Below are 16,718 nucleotides of genomic sequence, written 5' to 3' on the forward strand. Positions count from 1 at the left end.
ACGGCGCGCGACCGGTGGTCAGGCCGCGCGGCAGCGGGGAGCGGATCGCACCGGCACTTTCCCAGCGGACACGACGGTGTTCCGCGGGGAAGTCACGGCGACCGCCCGAGCAGGACTGCGAGCCTCTCCGGACCGCGCCGATGACGGTGCGACCGAGGGGGAACGGACGACATGACGATGCGACGTGCAGGGGGAGCCGCGCTGGGCTTCGTGGGTGGCAGTGTGCTCGCCGGGTTGCTGGTGAGCGTCGGGGTGACGCCGGTGATCGCGGTCGCCGGCGTCGGCACGACCTCGGCGATCGGGGTGTTCGAGTCGCTGCCGGAGGACATCGAGATCGGGCAGCTGCCGCAGCGGAACCAGATCTGGGCGTACCGCGGTGGCGAGCCGGTGCACCTGGCGAACGTGTGGGACCAGGACCGGCAGGAGCTCACGCTCGAGCAGATCAGCGACCACCTGGAGCACGCAGCGGTGGACGGCGAGGACAAGCGGTTCCACGAGACCGGCGGTGTCGACGCGACGTCCGTCGTCCGGTCACTCGTGAGCGTCGCCACGTCCGGGACCGAGGGCGGGTCGGGTGGCTCGACCCTGACGATGCAGCTCGTGCGGAACATCAAGATCCAGCAGGCGAGCGAACTGCCCACCGCTGAGGAGCGCGAGGCCGCGTACGAGGACGCGACCCGGCGGACACCGCAGCGCAAGCTCGCCGAGATGAAGCTCGCGATCAGCCTGGCGAAGCAGTACACGAAGCAGCAGATCCTGGCCGCCTACCTGAACATCGCCTACTTCGGCGACCAGACCTACGGGGTGCAGTCGGCGGCGCAGCACTACTACGGCAAGTCGGCGACCGACCTGACCCCGGCCGAGGCAGCGTCCCTCATCGCGATCGTGCAGTGGCCGGAGCGACGGGACCTGTCGACGCCGGACCACCACCGCGACAACGCCGCGCGGCGGAACGTGATCCTGCGGTCGATGCACGAGCAGGGGCACCTGTCGACCGAGGATTACCGCACGGCTCGGCTGTCCCGCGTCGCCGACTCCGTCCACCTGACGGCCCCGCAGCAGGGGTGCGAGGCGGTCGAGGTGGGCGCGGAGTTCTTCTGCGACCACGCGGAGACCATCGCCCAGCGGCTCCCGCAGCTCGGCGCGACGAAGCAGCAGCGGGCGGACGCCTGGCGCACCGGCGGGTACCGGATCCAGACCACGCTCGACCTCGACCTGAACGCGGAACAGAAGCGGCTGCTCGACCGGTACGACCCGAAGACCGAGACGCGGCTGGCGCTGGGGGCCACGTTCAACACGGTCGAGGCCGGGACGGGCCGTGTGCTGACGATGGCACAGAACACCGACCACGACCGGTCGTCCGACGCGCCCCGCACCGCGACCTCGCTGAACTACGCCACCGACCAGGCGGACGGCAGCTCGACGGGGTTCCAGACCGGGTCGACCTACAAGATGTTCACCCTGCTGGCGTGGATCGAGGCCGGCCGCAGCCCGGACACCGTCGTCAACGGCACACCGCACCCGCACAGCGAGTGGACCGCCTGCGGTGGACCCGCCTCGGCGTTCTGGCAGCCGAAGAACGACTCACCCGGGCAGCGTGGTCCGTACTCGGTCCGGTCCGCGACGGCGCAGTCCGTGAACGCGGCGTACCAGTCGATGGCCGAACAGCTCGACCTGTGCGACATCCGCGACGTGGCCGAGCGGCTGGGGGTGCACCTGGCGACCGGTGGCGAGCTGCCCTGGAACCCGGGGTCCCTGCTCGGCACCGAGAGCATCGCCCCGCTCACGATGGCGTCGGCCTACGCCGGCATCGCGAACGGCGGGCGGTTCTGCGCGCCCGTGGTGATCGACCAGGTCATCGCCCCCGACGGCGAGGAACTCGGCGGACAACCCCGCACGTGCACGCAGGCGGTGTCGCCGCAGACCGCGGCCACCGCGTTCGACGTCATGCAGGGCGCGTTCCGCGGCGGCACGGCGAGCGGTGGGCAGACCCCCGACGGCGCGACCCTGTTCGGCAAGACCGGCACCACGGACGCGGCCGACCAGGTGTGGCTGGTGGGCGGGACCTCGCGTGCCGTCACCGCCTACTGGCAGGGCAACACGGACGGCGCGAAGCACAACCTGCGGTCGTTCTCCAACGGTCAGGGCGGCACCTACGCGGGGTCGCGCGCGGCCGTCTGGCGCGACGCGCAGACCGCGGTGAACGCGGCGCTGCCGGTCGGCTGACGGCCCGGAACGCAACCACCAACGGCCTGGAGGCGCGGTGCCAGCTGGCACCGCGCCTCCAGGCCGGTTCTCGGTTGCGTCCTACGACAGCTTCTTGCTGTCCTCGAGCCAGCCCGCGAGCTTGGTCATGTAGTCGGCCTGCGACGCGTAATCGAGGGCCGGGAACGTCCAGCTGTGGACCTGGCCCGCCTCGAGCGCGGCGTTGTCGGCGAAGGTCGGCTGCTTCTCGAGGTCGGCGACCTGGTAGCCCTGCTGCGACAGCAGCAGCACGTCACCGGTGATCTGGCCGGCGTTCTCCCACGAGTAGATGCCCCAGTAGAAGCCCTCGGGCTTCGGGTTGACGAAGTCGACCCCGTACGACGCGTACATCTGCAGCGACGGCTCGTCGGTCGGGCGGGTGACGTACGCGCCGTCACCGTCGGCGTACATCGAGACGACCGACAGGTCCTTCTCCTTCGAGACCTTCTCGAGCTCGTCGGCCGCGGTGTCGAAGCGCTCCTCGGCGGCGTCGACCGTCGACTCCTTCGCACCGAGGGACTCGGACAGTTCGGCGATCTTCTCGATGACGTCCTCGCCCTTGCCGCCCCACTTCACCTGGACGACCGGCGCGATGGCCTCGATCTGCTTCTCCTGCGCCTTGTCCTTGAAGCCGTAGCCGGGCTGCTTCGTGTCGAGCGTGCCCTTGGCGTCGGTCGGGTAGACCGAGGTGACGACGAGGTCGGGCTTGAGCGCGGCGAGCTGCTCGAGGTCGATGTCGCCGTAGGCGGTGCCGAGCTGCGTGATGCCGTCGGTGTCGAGACCCTTGAACCGGGCGTCCTTCGCCATCGTCAGCTGCCCGAAGGTGCCGACGGGCTTCAGGCCGTACTCGATGAACGACAGGGCGATGTCGTTCAGCACGACGACGCGCTTCGGCGTGTGGTCGACCTTCACGGTGGCGCCCGTGGCGTCCTCGTACGACCATGCCTTCGACGCGGCGGTGCCGCCGTCGGAGTCGGAGTCGTTCGAGTTGCCGGTGCTCGAGCAGCCGGTCAGGAGGAGTGCCGAGACGGTCACGGAGGTCAGGAGGGCGGCGCGCAGGTGGCCACGTCGGGAGGTCTTCACGTTAGGAGAGGCTAACCTAAGTTCGCGGTACTCGCCAGCACGTCTTCGGTTTTCGTCGGGACCGTGTGCTCCGTCCGGGCGCCCGGGGCCGTGTGCTCCGTCGGGGCGCTCGGGACGGGGTGCTCGCTCGGGGCACTCGGGACGGGATCGTGCTCGTCCGCCTCGGGCACGATCATCGGTGCACCGGTCACCGGGTCGGGGAACACCCGGGCGTGCAGGCCGAACGCCTGCTCGAGCAGTGCCGGGGTGAGGACGTCGTGGGGGGTGCCGTCGGCCACGACCCCGCCGTCGTGCAGCACCACGAGCCGGTCGGAGTACCGCGCCGCGAGCGACAGGTCGTGCAGCACCATGACGATCGTCGACCCCTGCTCGCGGTTCAGCCGCCGGACGAGCCGCAGGACCTCGAGCTGGTGCGCGAGGTCGAGGTAGGTCGTCGGCTCGTCGAGCAGGAGCGTCTGTGCCTGCTGCGCGACGACCATGGCGATCCAGGCGCGCTGGCGCTGCCCGCCGGACAGGCTCGTGACGTCGCGGTGGGCGACCTCGGTCAGGCCGGTGGCGGCGATGGCCTCTTCGGCGACGGCGGCGTCCTCGGCGGTCCACGGCTTCGCCCACGACTGGTGCGGGTTCCGGCCGCGCATCACCAGGTCGAGCACGCTGGTGCCCGCGGGGGCGACGGGGGACTGCGGCAGGATCGCGAGCTTGCGGGCGACCTGGCGGTTCGGCTCCCTGCGGATCGGGGTGCCGTCGAGCAGGACCTCGCCGGCCTGCGGCTTGAGCACGCGGCCGAACGCCTTGAGCAGGGTCGACTTGCCGCAGCCGTTCGCGCCGAGGAACGTCGTGACGGTGCCGCGTTCGATGCGCAGGTCCAGGTCGCGCAGCACGGGGTGCCGGTCGTAGCCGACGGACAGGCCCGTGGCTTCGAGGACGGGGGTGTCGTGCTGGTGCTGGTGTGGTGCTGTCATCGGGACATCTCCTTGCGGTGACGGACGAGGAGCCAGATCAGGTACGGCGCCCCGATCACGGTGGTGATGATGCCGACCGGCACCTGCCACGGGAACGCGGAACGGGACAGCAGGTCGGCGGCGAGCACGAGCACGGCGCCGAGGGCACCGGCGAGCAGCAGCGGCGGCCGGTTCGTGCCGGCGAGCCGGAGCCCGACCTGCGGGACGACGAACGCGACGAAGCCGACCGGTCCCGCGGCTGCCACGGCGGCGGCGGTCAGCACGACCGCGAGCGCGATGACGAGCAGCCGGTGCCGCTGGACGCCGAGTCCGACGCCCGTCGCGACCTCGTCGCCGAGCTGCCCGATGCCGAGGGCCGCACTCGTCGCGAGCGCGATCGGCACCGCGACGACCGCCACCACGAGCAGCGGCCAGACGCTCTCCCACGAGGTGCTCGACAGGCTGCCGACGAGCCACTGCGACGCCGCGGTGGCGACGGTGATCTTCGCGCGGACGAGCAGGTAGCTCGTCACCGCGTCGAGGGTCGCGCTCACGCCGATGCCGACCAGCACGAGCCGGTAGCTCTGCACGCCGCCGCGCCAGCCCAGGCCGTACACCAGGACCGCCGCGACCAGGGCGCCGATCGTCGCGGCCACCGGGATCCCGCCACCGAGCACCAGGGACGAGACCGAGTACGTCCCGCCGCCGAGCACGATGGCCGCGACCGCACCGACGCTCGCGCCCGCGGTGACACCGATGATGTCCGGGGTGCCGAGGGGGTTGCGGGTGAAGGTCTGGGTGAGCGCGCCGGCGACCCCGAGCGTCAGGCCGACGAGTGCGCCGGTGAGGACGCGGGGCAGGCGCAGGGTGGTGATGATGAAGGCGTCCGGCCCGGACTCCAGGCCGAGCAGGGACCGGATGACGACCCCGGGTGCGATCCACGTCGAGCCGACCGCCGTGCCGAGGACGATGAGCACCAGGACGGTGGCGATCGATCCGACCGTGTACCAGAACACCCGGGGGCGCCAGGCGAGGCCGACGGGGCCGATGCGGATGCCGGCGCGGCCGGGGGTGCGGGGAGCGGGGGCGGGCGTGCCCGGCGTGGTGGTCTCGGGCGTGCTGCTGGGCGCGCTGCCGGGCGTGCTGCCGGTGCTGCGCACCGCTGCCCCGCTCACAGCGACACCAGCGATCGGCGACGGGCCACGGCGACGAACACGGGGCCACCGATGACGGCGAGCACGATGCCGACCTCGACCTCGGAGAACCCGCCGATCAGGCGACCGATGACGTCGGCGAGCAGCACGAGGGCTGCGCCGACCAGACCGGAGACCGGCAGGGTCCAGCGGTGTCCGGTGCCGACGAGCGCGCGGGCGACGTGCGGCACCGTCAGGCCGACGAAGCCGATCGGGCCGGCAGCAGCGGTCGCCCCGGCGGCGAGCAGCGTGATCCCGCCCAGGCCGACGAGCCGGGCGACGAGCACGTTCTCGCCGAGCCCCTTCGCCAGCTCGGACCCGAGCCCCAGGGCGTCGAGGGCGCGGACGTTCAGCACCGCGAGCACGAGCCCGGCGGCCAGGAACGGCCACACCGCGCCGAGGATGTCGAGCTGCCGTGCCGCGAGGGACCCGACGACCCAGAGCCGGTACGCGTCGAGCGAGGCCTGGTCGGTCAGCACGACGAAGGAGGTCAGGGCGGCGAGCAGCGCCGACACCGCGGCCCCGGCGAGGGCGAGCGGCACCGGACTGGCGGTGCCGCTGCCGGCGATCGTCACCGAGAAGACGACGACGCTGGCGACCAGGGCCCCGACCAGCGCGAACCACACGGTCGCGCTCGTGCTCGTCACCCCGAACACGTAGACGCCGAGCACCACCGCGAGTCCCGCACCCGAGGAGACCCCGAACAGGCCGGGGTCGGCGAGTGGGTTTCGGGTGTGTCCCTGCATGAGCAGCCCGGCGATGCCGAGGGCCGCCCCGACCGCAGCACCGATGAGCGTGCGCGGGATGCGAGAGCCCCACACGATCGCCTCGTCGGTGCTCGACCCCGAGCGGGTGAGCCCCGCCCACACCTCTGCGACACCGATGCGGTTGCTGCCGAGCAGCATGCTCGCCACGGCGACGAGCACCAGGGCGACGACGAGGCCGATGATGACCGCGGTCCGTCGCCGCATCGCGGTCCGGTGCACACCGAGGGCGCGGGACGCGTCGCCGTCTCGGGCGCTGGACGCGACGGGTTCGGGGGCCTCCGGACCGGAAGCCAGAACGGGATTGGGGGCTGGCACGGAAGTCATCTTAGGTTAGCCTTGCCTCATGGCGAAGACCCCGCGGCTCCTGCCGACGAACCCCCGGCTCTTCCGCGCCCGTGTCCTCCGGACCCAGCGGGTGACCCCCTCGATGCAGCGCGTCACCGTCACAGGCGACGACCTGCACGAGTTCGGCTACCTCGGTTTCGACCACTGGTTCCGCCTGTTCGTCCGACGCCCCGACCAGGACGCCTTCCGGATGCCCGACCTGGACGGCAAGAAGTGGTGGCCGACGTTCCTCGGCATCCCCGAGGACATCCGCCCCCACTGCGCGAACTACACAGTCGCCGCCTACCGCCTGCTCGCCGACGGCACCGCCGAGCTCGACATCGACTTCGTCGTGCACCTGGACCACCGCGGTCAGCTCGAGGGCCGTGCCGCGATCTGGGCCTGCTCCGCCCGCCCCGGCGAAGAGCTCGCGATGCTCGACCAGGGCTGCATCTTCGACGTCCCCGCCGGCACCAGCGAGGTCATCGTCGCCGCCGAGGAGACCGGCCTGCCCGGCGTCGTCGGCATCGCCGCCTCGTTGCCGCGCGACACCGTCGGCCGCATCATCCAGGAGGTCCCGACCCCCGCGGACATCCGCGACCTCGACGCCCCCACCGGCGTGCAGGTGACGTGGATCGTCCGGCAGCCCGGCGCCGTCCCCGGCAGCGGGGCCCTCGCCGAACTGCAGCGGCACGTGCCGTCCGACGACCAGGGCTACGCGTTCGTCGTGGGGGAGTCGCGCCTCGCTACAGAGGGCCGCCGCCACCTGCACCGTGCGGGCCTGCCGAAGTCGCGCATCACGTTCTCCGGGTTCTGGAAGCACGAGACGAAGGTCTCCGTCCCCGCCTGACCCGCGCGTGCCTGCCAGGCATGCCCGTTCCCGCCAGGTACGCCCGATCCTTCCCCTTGCGCGCGCGATGCCTGGTGCTTCCGGGCGTACCACCACGGAACTTCCGACCGGGTATGCCCGATCCCGTCAGGTATGCCCGGTTCGGCCAGGTGCGCCCGGTCCTTCCCTTGGCGCCCACGATGCCTGGTGCTTTCGGGCGTACCACCACGGAACTTCCGACCAGGCACGCCCGGTTCCGCCAGGTATGCCCGCTCTGCACAGGTACGCCCGGTCTCGCCAGGTACGCCCGGTTCTTCCCCTGGCGCGCGCGATGCCTGGTGCTTTCGGGCATACCACCAAGGAACTTCTGACCAGGTACGCCCGGTTCGACCGGGTACGCCCGGTTCTGCCAGGTACGCCCGAAAGCACCAGCCGCGCCGCGCCCGTGACGCGACCAACGGACGGACGGGAGGCCCGGTGCCAGCTGGCACCGGGCCTCCCGTCCGTGGTGGGGTGGCGTCAGCCCTTGAGGCCCGAGCCCGTCACGCCCTCCACGATCTGCCGCTGGAAGATCAGGTAGAGGATGATCAGCGGCAACGCCGCGAGGATCGCACCGGCCTGGATGTCGGCGTAGCGCTGCCCGAAGCTGCCCTGGACCGTGGCGAGCCCGACCGGGATCGTCATGAGGTCCGGGTTGGACAGCACGAACAGCGGCAGCAGCAGGTTGTTCCACACCCCGACGAAGGTCAGGATCGTCACGGCCGCGATCACCGGACGCGACAGCGGCAGGATGACCGACCAGTAGACCTTCCAGATGCCGGCGCCGTCGATGCGCGCCGCCTCTTCCAGCTCCTTCGGGATGCCATCGAAGAACTGCTTGAAGATGAACACCGCGATCACGGCGGGCACCTGCGGGAAGATCACCGACCAGTAGGTGTTGAGCAGGCCGACCGCGTTGAGCTCCTGGAAGATCGGGATGATCAGCACCTGGGTGGGGATCATGATCCCGAGGATGATGAGCAGGAACGCGATGTTGCGGCCGCGGAACACCAGCCGCGACAGCGCGAACGCCGCCATCGACGCGAACAGCACGGTCAGTGCCGCCGTGACGACGCTCGTGATGGCGCTGGCGAGGTACCAGTTCCAGATGTCGCCGGCCTGGAACAGCGACGAGTACGAGTGCAGCGTCGGGTTCCAGTTCGACAGGATCGCGTTCGCGCCGAGTGCGGCGACGCCGTTGTCGGACAGCGACGTCTTCAGGGCGAACACGCTCGGGATGAGCCAGATGATCGCGAAGATCGTCAGGACGATCCCCGACGCGATCGTGAAGCCGCGACCGCTGACGCCGATCTTCGCGGCGCTCGTCGGAGCGGCGGACGAGACCCCGGTGCGGAGCTTGCGGCCGGTGGTGATGCTCTCGGTGGCGGTCATGTCAGGCCCCGATCTCTCGCTTGGCGGCAGCGCGCTCGACGAGCTGCCGGATGACCGCGATCGCCACGATCACGATGAACAAGAGGACCGACGCGGCCGATGCGGCACCGAGCCGGTTGTCGGTGAAGCCGACGCCGGTGATGAGCTGCAGCGAGACCTGGGTCGAGATGCCCGGCCCGCCGTTCGTCATCAGGTAGACCTGGTCGAAGATCTTCAGGCTCGCGATGATCTGCAGCAGGACGACCAGCGTCGTCGTGCGGCCGAGCAGGGGGAGCGTGATCGACTTGATCTGCTGCCAGTTCGACGCACCGTCGACGGCGGCTGCTTCGTACAGTTCGCGCGGGATCTCCTGCAGACCGGCCAGGTAGAGCACGAAGTTGAAGCCGAGGGTCCACCACACGGTGGCGATCGCGACACCGATCATGGCCGTGTTCGGGCTCGACAGCATGCCGGAGCCGGGCGTCATGCCGATCGCCGACTGCAGGCTCGCCCACAGACCGGTGCTCGGCGTGAAGATGAACACCCAGATCAGCGAGATCGTCGCCGACGGCAGGATGAACGGCAGGAAGAACGCCAGACGGAAGAACCACTGCCCGCGGTTCATCCGGTTCGTCAGCACGGCGAACACGAACGCCAGGATGACGAGCGGCGGGGTCGTGTACAGCGTGAACTGCAGCGTGTGCCAGAGCGAGGACCAGAAGTCGCTGCGCCCGAGCATCTCGGCGTAGTTCGCGAACCCGGCGAAGCTGCCGAGCCCGGTGCGGACGGTCGAGGTGTTGAAGAAGCTCGTGACGATCATCCAGACCGTCGGGCCGAGCAGGAAGGCCACGTAGAACAGGCCGAACGGGGCGAGGAACAGCCAGCCGCTGCGGCCCTGGCCGCGGTTCACGCTGGAGCCGTAGGAGCGGTTCCGGCGGAGACGCGGCGCGGTGGCCGCGTCGGTCGGCCGGTCGAGGACAGGTGCTGTGGTCACGTCATCGTGCCTTTCGCGCGGTGTTCACGGCGATCGCGGGGGTCGTCTGCCCGGCGTGGTCCGCCCGGGTGGTTGCGTGCCGGGTCACAGGGGGCTCGGGGTGTTGAGGTACGTCGCGAGCTGCGACTTGATGGCGCTGAGGGCCTGCGCGGGGGACGAGCTGCCCTGCTGCACGAGGGCGAGCTGGGCGCCCACCGTGCCCTCGAACGTCGAACCCGAACCGCCGTACCAGGCGGCATCGTCGAACACGGCGGTCTCGGCTGCGGCCGCGTAGTTCGACTGGGGCGTGAGCTTCTTGTACGCCGCGCTGTCGAACGTCGGGATGTAGGCCGGCACGTGCCCGCCCTCGGCCCACGTCAGGCTCTGCTCGAGCATCTGCTTGATGAAGAGCATGTGCTGCTTGCGCTGCTCCGGCGTGCGGGCCTTCTTCGGCAGGACGAACGTGTGCGAGTCCGCCTGCGTCGCCGGCTTGTCGTAGAGCTGGGGGATCGGCGCCATGCCGAAGTTCAGGCCCTTGATCGACTGCGCGGTGCTGATCTCCCACTCGCCCTGCATGAAGAAGCCGGCCTTGCCGTCGAACATGAGCGACTGCGCGGTGGCGTAGTCGAGCGCCTTGTTCAGCCAGCCCTCCTTCACCCACTTCTGGGTGCGGCTCGTGACCTCGTTGTAGGCGTCCTCGTTGACGGTGAGCTTCGACCCGCCGTCGCTGATGAACGGGGTGGCGTCCTTCAGCTGGTTGTACATGGTCCAGAAGAAGCGCCACGGGGTGGCCGTCTCCGGCACCACGTTCGCGACGTTGAGCGCCGTGCCGCCGGTGACCTTGGCGACCGCGGCGAGGGCCTTCTCGAAGTTGTCCATGCCGTTGAGGTCGACGAGGTTGCCGTCGCCGTCGATCAGGCCGGCCTTCTTGCAGACGTCGACGTTGTAGAAGAGGACGAAGGGGTGGGTGTCGAGCGGGACCGCGATGTTGTTGCCGTCGGTCTTCTGCGCCGCCCAGGCCTTCTGGTTGAAGTCGGCGGCGCTCAGGCCGACGCTCGCCAGGTCGTCGGACGTGATCGGGTCGAGCAGGTCACCGTCCCAGAGCGGCTTCGCGCGGGTCAGGTGCGCGACCGCGACGTCCGGCGGCTTGTTCCCGACGGTCGCCAGTGTCAGCTTCGAGTAGTACGGGTTGCCCCACGCGAACGTGGTGCCCTGCAGCGCGCTCGAGCCGCCGTGCTGCTTCGCGTAGCCGTCCTCCATGGCCTGCATGCGGACGCCGTCGCCGCCGCCGAAGAGGTTCCAGAAGACGAGGGTCTCGGGGTTGAGTGCGCTACCGGCGAGGCCGGCGGCGAGGGGGCTCGAGCAGGCGGCGAGCGGCAGGACCGTCGCGGCCGCTGCGCCGGCGGCGAGGAAGCCCCGGCGCGAGAGGCGCGACGCGGGTGTTGCGGGTGGGATCGGCATGGCATCACTCCATCGGGATGGGCCGGGCTCGGGAACAGGGTCGGTGCTCCCGCCGGAGCATCGCTGCTCCGGACCCGGAGCACTGCTGCTCCGGACACGGAACGACCTTCCGGTGCTCCGTGAGCGCTCACATTAGCGCTCGCTCCCGGCATCCGCCACCCCTTTCGCGACGGCGTGGAACCCGGTAGCGTTTCCGTCAGGTGAGCGCTCACTTTCGTGACGGCCCGCTTCGGTTCCCGTCCGTGGCCCCACCCGCTCCCCGCACGAACCGCACTGCCACGATCGAAGGAGATCCATGCCCCGCACACACCTCGTCCTCGACGCCGCGTTCACCGTGGGGCCGGTGCGACGTCGCCTGTTCGGCGGGTTCGTCGAGCACCTCGGCCGCCACGTCTACGACGGCATCCACGAGCCCACCCACGAGACCGCCGACGAGCACGGCTTCCGCAAGGACGTCGTCGAACTCGTCAAGGAACTCGGCGTCTCCGCCATCCGCTACCCCGGTGGCAACTTCGTCTCCGGGTACAAGTGGGAGGACGGCGTCGGCCCCGTCGAGCAGCGCCCCCGCCGCCTCGACCTGGCCTGGCACTCGACCGAGACCAACGAGGTCGGCCTGCACGAGTTCCAGCACTGGCTCGACCAGGTCGGCTCGGAGCTCATGCTCGCCGTGAACCTCGGCACCCGCGGCACGCAGGAGGCCATCGAGCTCCTCGAGTACGCGAACATCGACGCCGGGACCGCACTGTCCGAATACCGTCGTTCGAACGGTCGCCAGGAACCCTTCGCCATCAAGATGTGGTGCCTCGGCAACGAGATGGACGGCCCGTGGCAGCTCGGCCACAAGAACGCCGACGACTACGGCAAGCTCGCCGCCATGACCGCCAAGGCCATGCGGCAGATCCAGCCCGACCTCGAGCTCGTCGCCTGCGGTTCCTCCGGGGCGTCGATGCCGACGTTCGGCGAGTGGGAGCGCACCGTCCTCGAGCACACCTACGACGACGTCGACTACATCTCCGCGCACGCCTACTACGAGGAGGACGACGACCTGCCGTCGTTCCTCGCCTCGGGCGCCAACATGGACCACTTCATCAAGACGGTCACCACGGCCGCCGACCACGTCCAGGCGCAGAAGAAGTCCGACAAGCGCATCGACATCTCGTTCGACGAGTGGAACGTCTGGTCGATCAAGAAGTGGGAAGCGAAGGCCAAGACCTTCACGCTCGACGAGTGGCCCGTCGCCCCGCGACTGCTCGAGGACGTCTACACCGTCGCCGATGCCGTCGTCGTGGGTGGCCTGCTCATCTCGCTGCTCCGCCACGCCGACCGCGTCGCCTCGGCCTCGCTCGCCCAGCTCGTCAACGTGATCGGCCCGATCATGACCGAGCCCGGTGGCCCGGCCTGGCGCCAGACGACCTTCTTCCCGTTCTCGGTCACCTCGCGCCTGGCGCAGGGCACCTCGCTGCAGGTCAAGGCCTCTGGTGACACGGTCGACGGCGGCAAGCACGGCGAGGTCCCGGTCGTGGACTCCGCCGCCACCGTGTCCGAGGACGGCAAGGCCGCGGTCTTCCTGATCAACCGCCACCCGTCCGAGCCGACCACGGTGACGATCGACCTGGCCGGCATCGGTGCGACGGGTGACGTCCACGCCGAAGGTGTCTGGGACGACGACCTGCACGCCGTGAACGACCTGGAGAACACCTCGCGCGTGGGGCTCCGCACGAACGAGTCGGTCCGCCGCGAGGGCGACACCGTCACGATCGAGCTCCCGCCGGTCTCCTGGACCGCCGTCTCGATCGGCTGACAAGGCGCCTCGGCGCACGCCACGGCGGGCGTCGAGTGAGCACAGAGGACGTCGGGCGCTCGCGCCCGACGTCCTCTGCTCGTTGCGGGGGCGCGGCGGGCGGCGCGAGTTCACGTGCTGGGCGACAGTTCGCGGGGTGACGGGCGCGTGGACTGTCGCTGGCCCGTGACGTGACCCGCGCGGCGGCCGGGAGGCCCGTGGCGGCCTGGCACCGGGCCTCCCGTCCGGCATGTGGTTGCCAAAGCGACAGGTGGTCGGCAGTTAGCCGGGTCAGGTCCGCGAAACCGACAGTTCTCCACGGACGTTCGGCGCGGTTCTGTCGCTTTCGCGGAAGGGGAGGTGCCGTGGCGTCGCGGCGGCGGCCGGGAGGCGCGTGGCGGCCTGGCACCGGGCGTCCTGTCCGGCGCGGGCGCGAGTCCACGGGCTGGGCGACAGTTCACGGGGGCGTGCACGCGTGAGGTGTCGGTGAGCGCGAAACGCGCGCCGCGTCAGCGCGCCGGCGGCGGCGCCGTGCTCGCACGCTCGACGAGCCGCACCGGCACCAGGTCGGCCGCGACGCTGACCCGCTCGCCGTCGATCTGGGCGAGCAGATTCGCGACCGCGCGGCGGCCGACCTCGTCGAAGGACTGGTGCACGGTGGTGAGCGGCGGCCAGAACGAGTCGGACTCGGGGGAGTCGTCGAACCCCACCACGCTGAGCGACGACGGCACCGGGCGTCCGGACTCGTGTGCGGCGCGCAGGACCCCGAGGGCGGTCTGGTCGTTCGCGGCGAACACCGCGGTGATCTCCGGGCGTGCGGCGATCTCGAGCCCGGCCTCGTAGCCGTGCTCGGTCGTCCAGCCGCCGCGGAACACCGGGGGCACCGGTCGACCGGCGCGCGTCAGGGTGTCCTGCCACGCGGCGAGGCGACGGGCTGCCGAGTACGACGACTCCGGACCGGCGACGTGCCAGACGGTCTCGTGCCCGAGGTCGAGCAGGTGCTGCGTGGCCTGCCGGGCGCCGTCGGCCTGGTCGGTGTCGATCGCGGGGTGGTCGGTGCTGCCCGTGGAGTCGATGATGACCATGGGCACGCCGTCGGGCAGCACGACCTCGGCGGTGTCGATGATGTGCGACTCGATGATGATCACGACGCCGTCGACGGCCTGTTCGTGCAGGCGCGAGAACGCGGAACGGACGCCCGCCTCGGTGCGCGAGGCCATGGGCAGCAGGGTGATCGTGAAGTCGGCGACCCCGGCGGCGTCGGCGATCGCCTCGAGCGTGCGCATGTTGCCGAAGGACGCGAGCGTGAACATGATCACGCCGATGGTGCGGAAGCGGCCGGAGCGCAGGGCACGGGCGGCACGGTTGGGCCGGTAGCCGAGGGACTCCATCGCGCGCTGGACGCGGTCGCGGGTCTCCGGGCTGACGTTGTCGAAGCCCCGGGCGACGCGCGAGACCGTCTGCATCGACACCCCGGCGGCGTCGGCCACGGCGGCCATCGAGGGGGCGCGGCGGGTGCCGGCGGGGGACTCCATCGTCACGCTGGCGCTCCTTCCGGATCGAGGGGCCGAACGGTCGGCCTCCCCGGACGCTAGCGCATGTTGACGTTGCCATGCTATCGTCGCGTCGTTCGATGTTGACGTCAACATCGGTGACCGCCCGGACACCCTGATCCGGCCCGGGCCGAGCCGCCGACATCGACCACCCGAACGCAGCAGACGAAGGAGTCACATGAGCACGCTCGCAGCGCGCCCCGGTGAGGCAGCACCGCGCCCCACCGCCGAGCGCCCGGCCGGCCGCCGCCCCAAGCCGCGGGGACGGCTCACCGGATGGCTGTTCGTCGGCCCGTTCGTCGTCGTCCTGGTCCTGATGCTCATCGTGCCGATCGGCTACGCGCTCTGGCTCAGCCTGTTCCGCGACCAGCTCATCGGCGGCAACCAGTTCGTCTGGTTCGCCAACTACGTGCAGCTCTTCCAGGACGCCAAGTTCTGGTCCGGGTTCGGCCGGGTCGCGATCTTCCTGGTCGTCCAGGTGCCGATCATGCTCGGCCTCGCGCTCGTCGCCGCCCTCGCCCTGGACAGCGCCCGACTGTGGGGAACGAGCTTCTTCCGCATCGCGGTGTTCCTGCCCTACGCCGTCCCCGGTGTCGTCGCCGCCCTGATCTGGGGCTTCATCTACGGCAACCAGTTCGGTCTGACGGGTGCCGCGAACGACGCGCTCGGCATCGACCTGCTGCAGCCGTTCAGCCCGAGCTGGGTCCTGACGTCGATCGGCAACGTGGTCACGTGGGAGTTCCTCGGCTACAACATGCTGATCTTCTACGCCGCACTCCGCACCGTCCCCGGTGAGCTGTACGAGGCGGCCGAGCTCGACGGTGCCGGCCCGATGCGCACGGTCTTCTCGATCAAGCTCCCGGCGCTCCGCGGCCCGATGGTCATCGCCACGATCTTCTCGATCATCGGCAGCTTCCAGCTCTTCAACGAGCCGAACCTGCTCAAGACGCTCGCCCCGAACGTCATCGGCAGCGCCTTCACCCCGAACATGTACGCCTACTCGCTGTCCTTCAGCGGTCAGCAGTTCAACTACTCCGCCACGGTCGCGATCGTGATGGGCGTGATCACCGCGGTGATCGCCTACGTCGTCCAGGTCCGCGGCACCCGCGAGGAGAACCGATGAGCACCATCCAGCACCCCGCCGGGCCCGCAGCGGCCACGGTGACCGAGGCGACCACGACGCAGCGTGCGCCGCGCACCCGCTCGATCCGCGCCTCCCGGCAGCTCCGCACCGCGGAAGGCGGACGCAAGCCGAAGCGTTCCGGCCTGCTCACCGCGGTCATGGTGGTCTTCGTCGTGTACTCGTTCGCGCCGCTGTTCTACCTGCTCGTGAACAGCACGAAGACGCAGGCGTCGCTGCTCTCGACGTTCGGTCTGTGGTTCGGCGGGGACTTCAACCTCTGGCAGAACATCGTCGACACGGTGACGTACAACGACGGCATCTTCCTGCAGTGGTTCGGCAACACGCTGCTCTACGTGGTCGTCGGAGCCGGCGGGGCCACCCTGCTCGCCACCGTCGCGGGCTACGGCATGGCGAAGTTCCAGTTCCCCGGTCGCCGCGCGGTCTTCGCCGTCGTCCTCGGCGCCATCGCGGTCCCCGGCACGGCCCTGGCGGTCCCGACGTTCCTGCTGTTCTCGCAGGTCGGCCTCACCAACACCCCGTGGGCGATCATCCTGCCCTCGCTGATCAGCCCGTTCGGCATGTACCTGATCTGGACCTACGCGGTCGACGCGATCCCGGCAGAACTGCTCGAGGCCGCCCGCATGGACGGCGCCGGTGAGTTCCGGATCTTCTTCACCATCGCGCTCCGCCTGCTCGCGCCCGGTGTCGTCACCGTCCTGCTGTTCGCGGTCGTCGCCACCTGGAACAACTACTTCCTGCCGCTCATCATGCTGAGCGACCCGAAGTGGTACCCGCTGACGGTCGGCCTGAACCAGTGGAACGCGCAGGCCACCGGGTCCGGCGCGCAGCCGATCTACAACCTCGTCGTCACGGGATCGCTCCTCACGATCATCCCGATCGTGGTCGCGTTCCTCTTCCTCCAGCGCTTCTGGCAGTCCGGCCTCGCGGCCGGGTCGGTCAAGGCCTGATCCCTCGGACGGGAGGCCCGTGGCGACCCCGCCCCTGCCCTCCGGTCCGGCACACAGCAGCACCACCCC

Annotated in this window: 13 protein-coding genes; 5 read left to right on the plus strand and 8 right to left on the minus strand. The window is 70.4% G+C overall.

Annotated elements, in window-relative coordinates:
• Positions 1-171 precede the first annotated feature (171 nt).
• A complete protein-coding gene (locus tag DEJ01_RS10700) occupies positions 172-2,226 on the plus strand; it encodes a transglycosylase domain-containing protein (protein WP_258375682.1) in 2,055 nt (684 codons plus the stop codon).
• An 81-nt stretch (positions 2,227-2,307) separates the two neighbouring features.
• On the opposite strand, the gene DEJ01_RS10705 is transcribed toward DEJ01_RS10700, so the two are convergent.
• Genes DEJ01_RS10705 through DEJ01_RS10720 form a run of 4 tightly spaced genes read right to left on the minus strand, consistent with a single transcriptional unit; the run spans position 2,308 to position 6,543 of the window.
• The gene (locus DEJ01_RS10705; protein ID WP_111032867.1) at positions 2,308-3,327 is read right to left on the minus strand and encodes an ABC transporter substrate-binding protein; all 1,020 of its coding nucleotides are present in this window, start codon (positions 3,325-3,327) and stop codon (positions 2,308-2,310) included.
• An 11-nt stretch (positions 3,328-3,338) separates the two neighbouring features.
• Entirely contained in the window at positions 3,339-4,289 is a 951-nt protein-coding gene (locus DEJ01_RS10710; RefSeq protein ID WP_111092961.1) for an ABC transporter ATP-binding protein, read from the minus strand.
• Positions 4,286-5,443, minus strand: coding sequence for an iron ABC transporter permease (locus DEJ01_RS10715; RefSeq protein WP_258375683.1), 1,158 nt, complete (start codon positions 5,441-5,443; stop codon positions 4,286-4,288). Before DEJ01_RS10715 ends, DEJ01_RS10710 begins: the two co-directional genes overlap by 4 nt.
• On the minus strand, positions 5,440-6,543 hold the full coding sequence (locus tag DEJ01_RS10720) for an iron ABC transporter permease (RefSeq protein WP_241660429.1): 1,104 nt from the start codon (positions 6,541-6,543) through the stop codon (positions 5,440-5,442). Before DEJ01_RS10720 ends, DEJ01_RS10715 begins: the two co-directional genes overlap by 4 nt.
• A 28-nt stretch (positions 6,544-6,571) precedes the next feature.
• On the opposite strand from DEJ01_RS10720, the gene DEJ01_RS10725 reads away from it, so the two are divergent.
• Complete coding sequence (locus tag DEJ01_RS10725; RefSeq protein ID WP_111092962.1) at positions 6,572-7,402, plus strand: siderophore-interacting protein; 831 nt, start codon at positions 6,572-6,574, stop codon at positions 7,400-7,402.
• 498 nt (positions 7,403-7,900) lie between these two features.
• On the opposite strand, the gene DEJ01_RS10730 is transcribed toward DEJ01_RS10725, so the two are convergent.
• From DEJ01_RS10730 to DEJ01_RS10740, 3 genes are all read right to left on the minus strand, one after another.
• Positions 7,901-8,812: a carbohydrate ABC transporter permease gene (locus DEJ01_RS10730; protein WP_027466145.1), complete on the minus strand. Its 912-nt coding sequence runs from the start codon at positions 8,810-8,812 to the stop codon at positions 7,901-7,903.
• A gap of 1 nt (position 8,813) precedes the next feature.
• Positions 8,814-9,785, minus strand: a complete 972-nt coding sequence (locus DEJ01_RS10735) for a carbohydrate ABC transporter permease (protein ID WP_027466146.1) — start codon at positions 9,783-9,785, stop codon at positions 8,814-8,816.
• Positions 9,786-9,869: 84 nt separating this feature from the next.
• A complete protein-coding gene (locus DEJ01_RS10740) occupies positions 9,870-11,225 on the minus strand; it encodes an extracellular solute-binding protein (protein ID WP_027466147.1) in 1,356 nt (451 codons plus the stop codon).
• A 295-nt stretch (positions 11,226-11,520) separates the two neighbouring features.
• On the opposite strand from DEJ01_RS10740, the gene DEJ01_RS10745 reads away from it, so the two are divergent.
• Complete coding sequence (locus DEJ01_RS10745) at positions 11,521-13,026, plus strand: alpha-N-arabinofuranosidase (protein ID WP_110865198.1); 1,506 nt, start codon at positions 11,521-11,523, stop codon at positions 13,024-13,026.
• 488 nt (positions 13,027-13,514) lie between these two features.
• Here the strand turns inward: DEJ01_RS10745 and DEJ01_RS10750 are convergent, their stop codons facing one another.
• Entirely contained in the window at positions 13,515-14,540 is a 1,026-nt protein-coding gene (locus DEJ01_RS10750) for a LacI family DNA-binding transcriptional regulator (protein ID WP_181438279.1), read from the minus strand.
• A gap of 196 nt (positions 14,541-14,736) precedes the next feature.
• Here DEJ01_RS10750 and DEJ01_RS10755 point away from each other — a divergent pair, with 196 nt between their 5' ends.
• Positions 14,737-15,681, plus strand: a complete 945-nt coding sequence (locus DEJ01_RS10755) for a carbohydrate ABC transporter permease (RefSeq protein WP_071404236.1) — start codon at positions 14,737-14,739, stop codon at positions 15,679-15,681.
• On the plus strand, positions 15,678-16,649 hold the full coding sequence (locus DEJ01_RS10760; protein WP_209049394.1) for a carbohydrate ABC transporter permease: 972 nt from the start codon (positions 15,678-15,680) through the stop codon (positions 16,647-16,649). Before DEJ01_RS10755 ends, DEJ01_RS10760 begins: the two co-directional genes overlap by 4 nt.
• Positions 16,650-16,718: the final 69 nt, after the last annotated feature.

The organism is Curtobacterium sp. MCLR17_040 (genome assembly GCF_003234735.1).
In the GTDB taxonomy this organism is placed as follows: domain Bacteria; phylum Actinomycetota; class Actinomycetes; order Actinomycetales; family Microbacteriaceae; genus Curtobacterium; species Curtobacterium flaccumfaciens.

Bases quoted from the DNA above. Each gene is read 5' to 3' on its own strand.
- DEJ01_RS10730 (WP_027466145.1), bottom strand. From the start codon at position 8,812: ATGACCGCCACCGAGAGCATCACCACCGGCCGCAAGCTCCGCACCGGG.
- DEJ01_RS10760 (WP_209049394.1), top strand. From the start codon at position 15,678: ATGAGCACCATCCAGCACCCCGCCGGGCCCGCAGCGGCCACGGTGACC.
- DEJ01_RS10725 (WP_111092962.1), top strand. From the start codon at position 6,572: ATGGCGAAGACCCCGCGGCTCCTGCCGACGAACCCCCGGCTCTTCCGC.
- DEJ01_RS10740 (WP_027466147.1), bottom strand. From the start codon at position 11,225: ATGCCGATCCCACCCGCAACACCCGCGTCGCGCCTCTCGCGCCGGGGC.
- DEJ01_RS10745 (WP_110865198.1), top strand. From the start codon at position 11,521: ATGCCCCGCACACACCTCGTCCTCGACGCCGCGTTCACCGTGGGGCCG.
- DEJ01_RS10700 (WP_258375682.1), top strand. From the start codon at position 172: ATGACGATGCGACGTGCAGGGGGAGCCGCGCTGGGCTTCGTGGGTGGC.
- DEJ01_RS10750 (WP_181438279.1), bottom strand. From the start codon at position 14,540: ATGGAGTCCCCCGCCGGCACCCGCCGCGCCCCCTCGATGGCCGCCGTG.
- DEJ01_RS10755 (WP_071404236.1), top strand. From the start codon at position 14,737: ATGAGCACGCTCGCAGCGCGCCCCGGTGAGGCAGCACCGCGCCCCACC.
- DEJ01_RS10710 (WP_111092961.1), bottom strand. From the start codon at position 4,289: ATGACAGCACCACACCAGCACCAGCACGACACCCCCGTCCTCGAAGCC.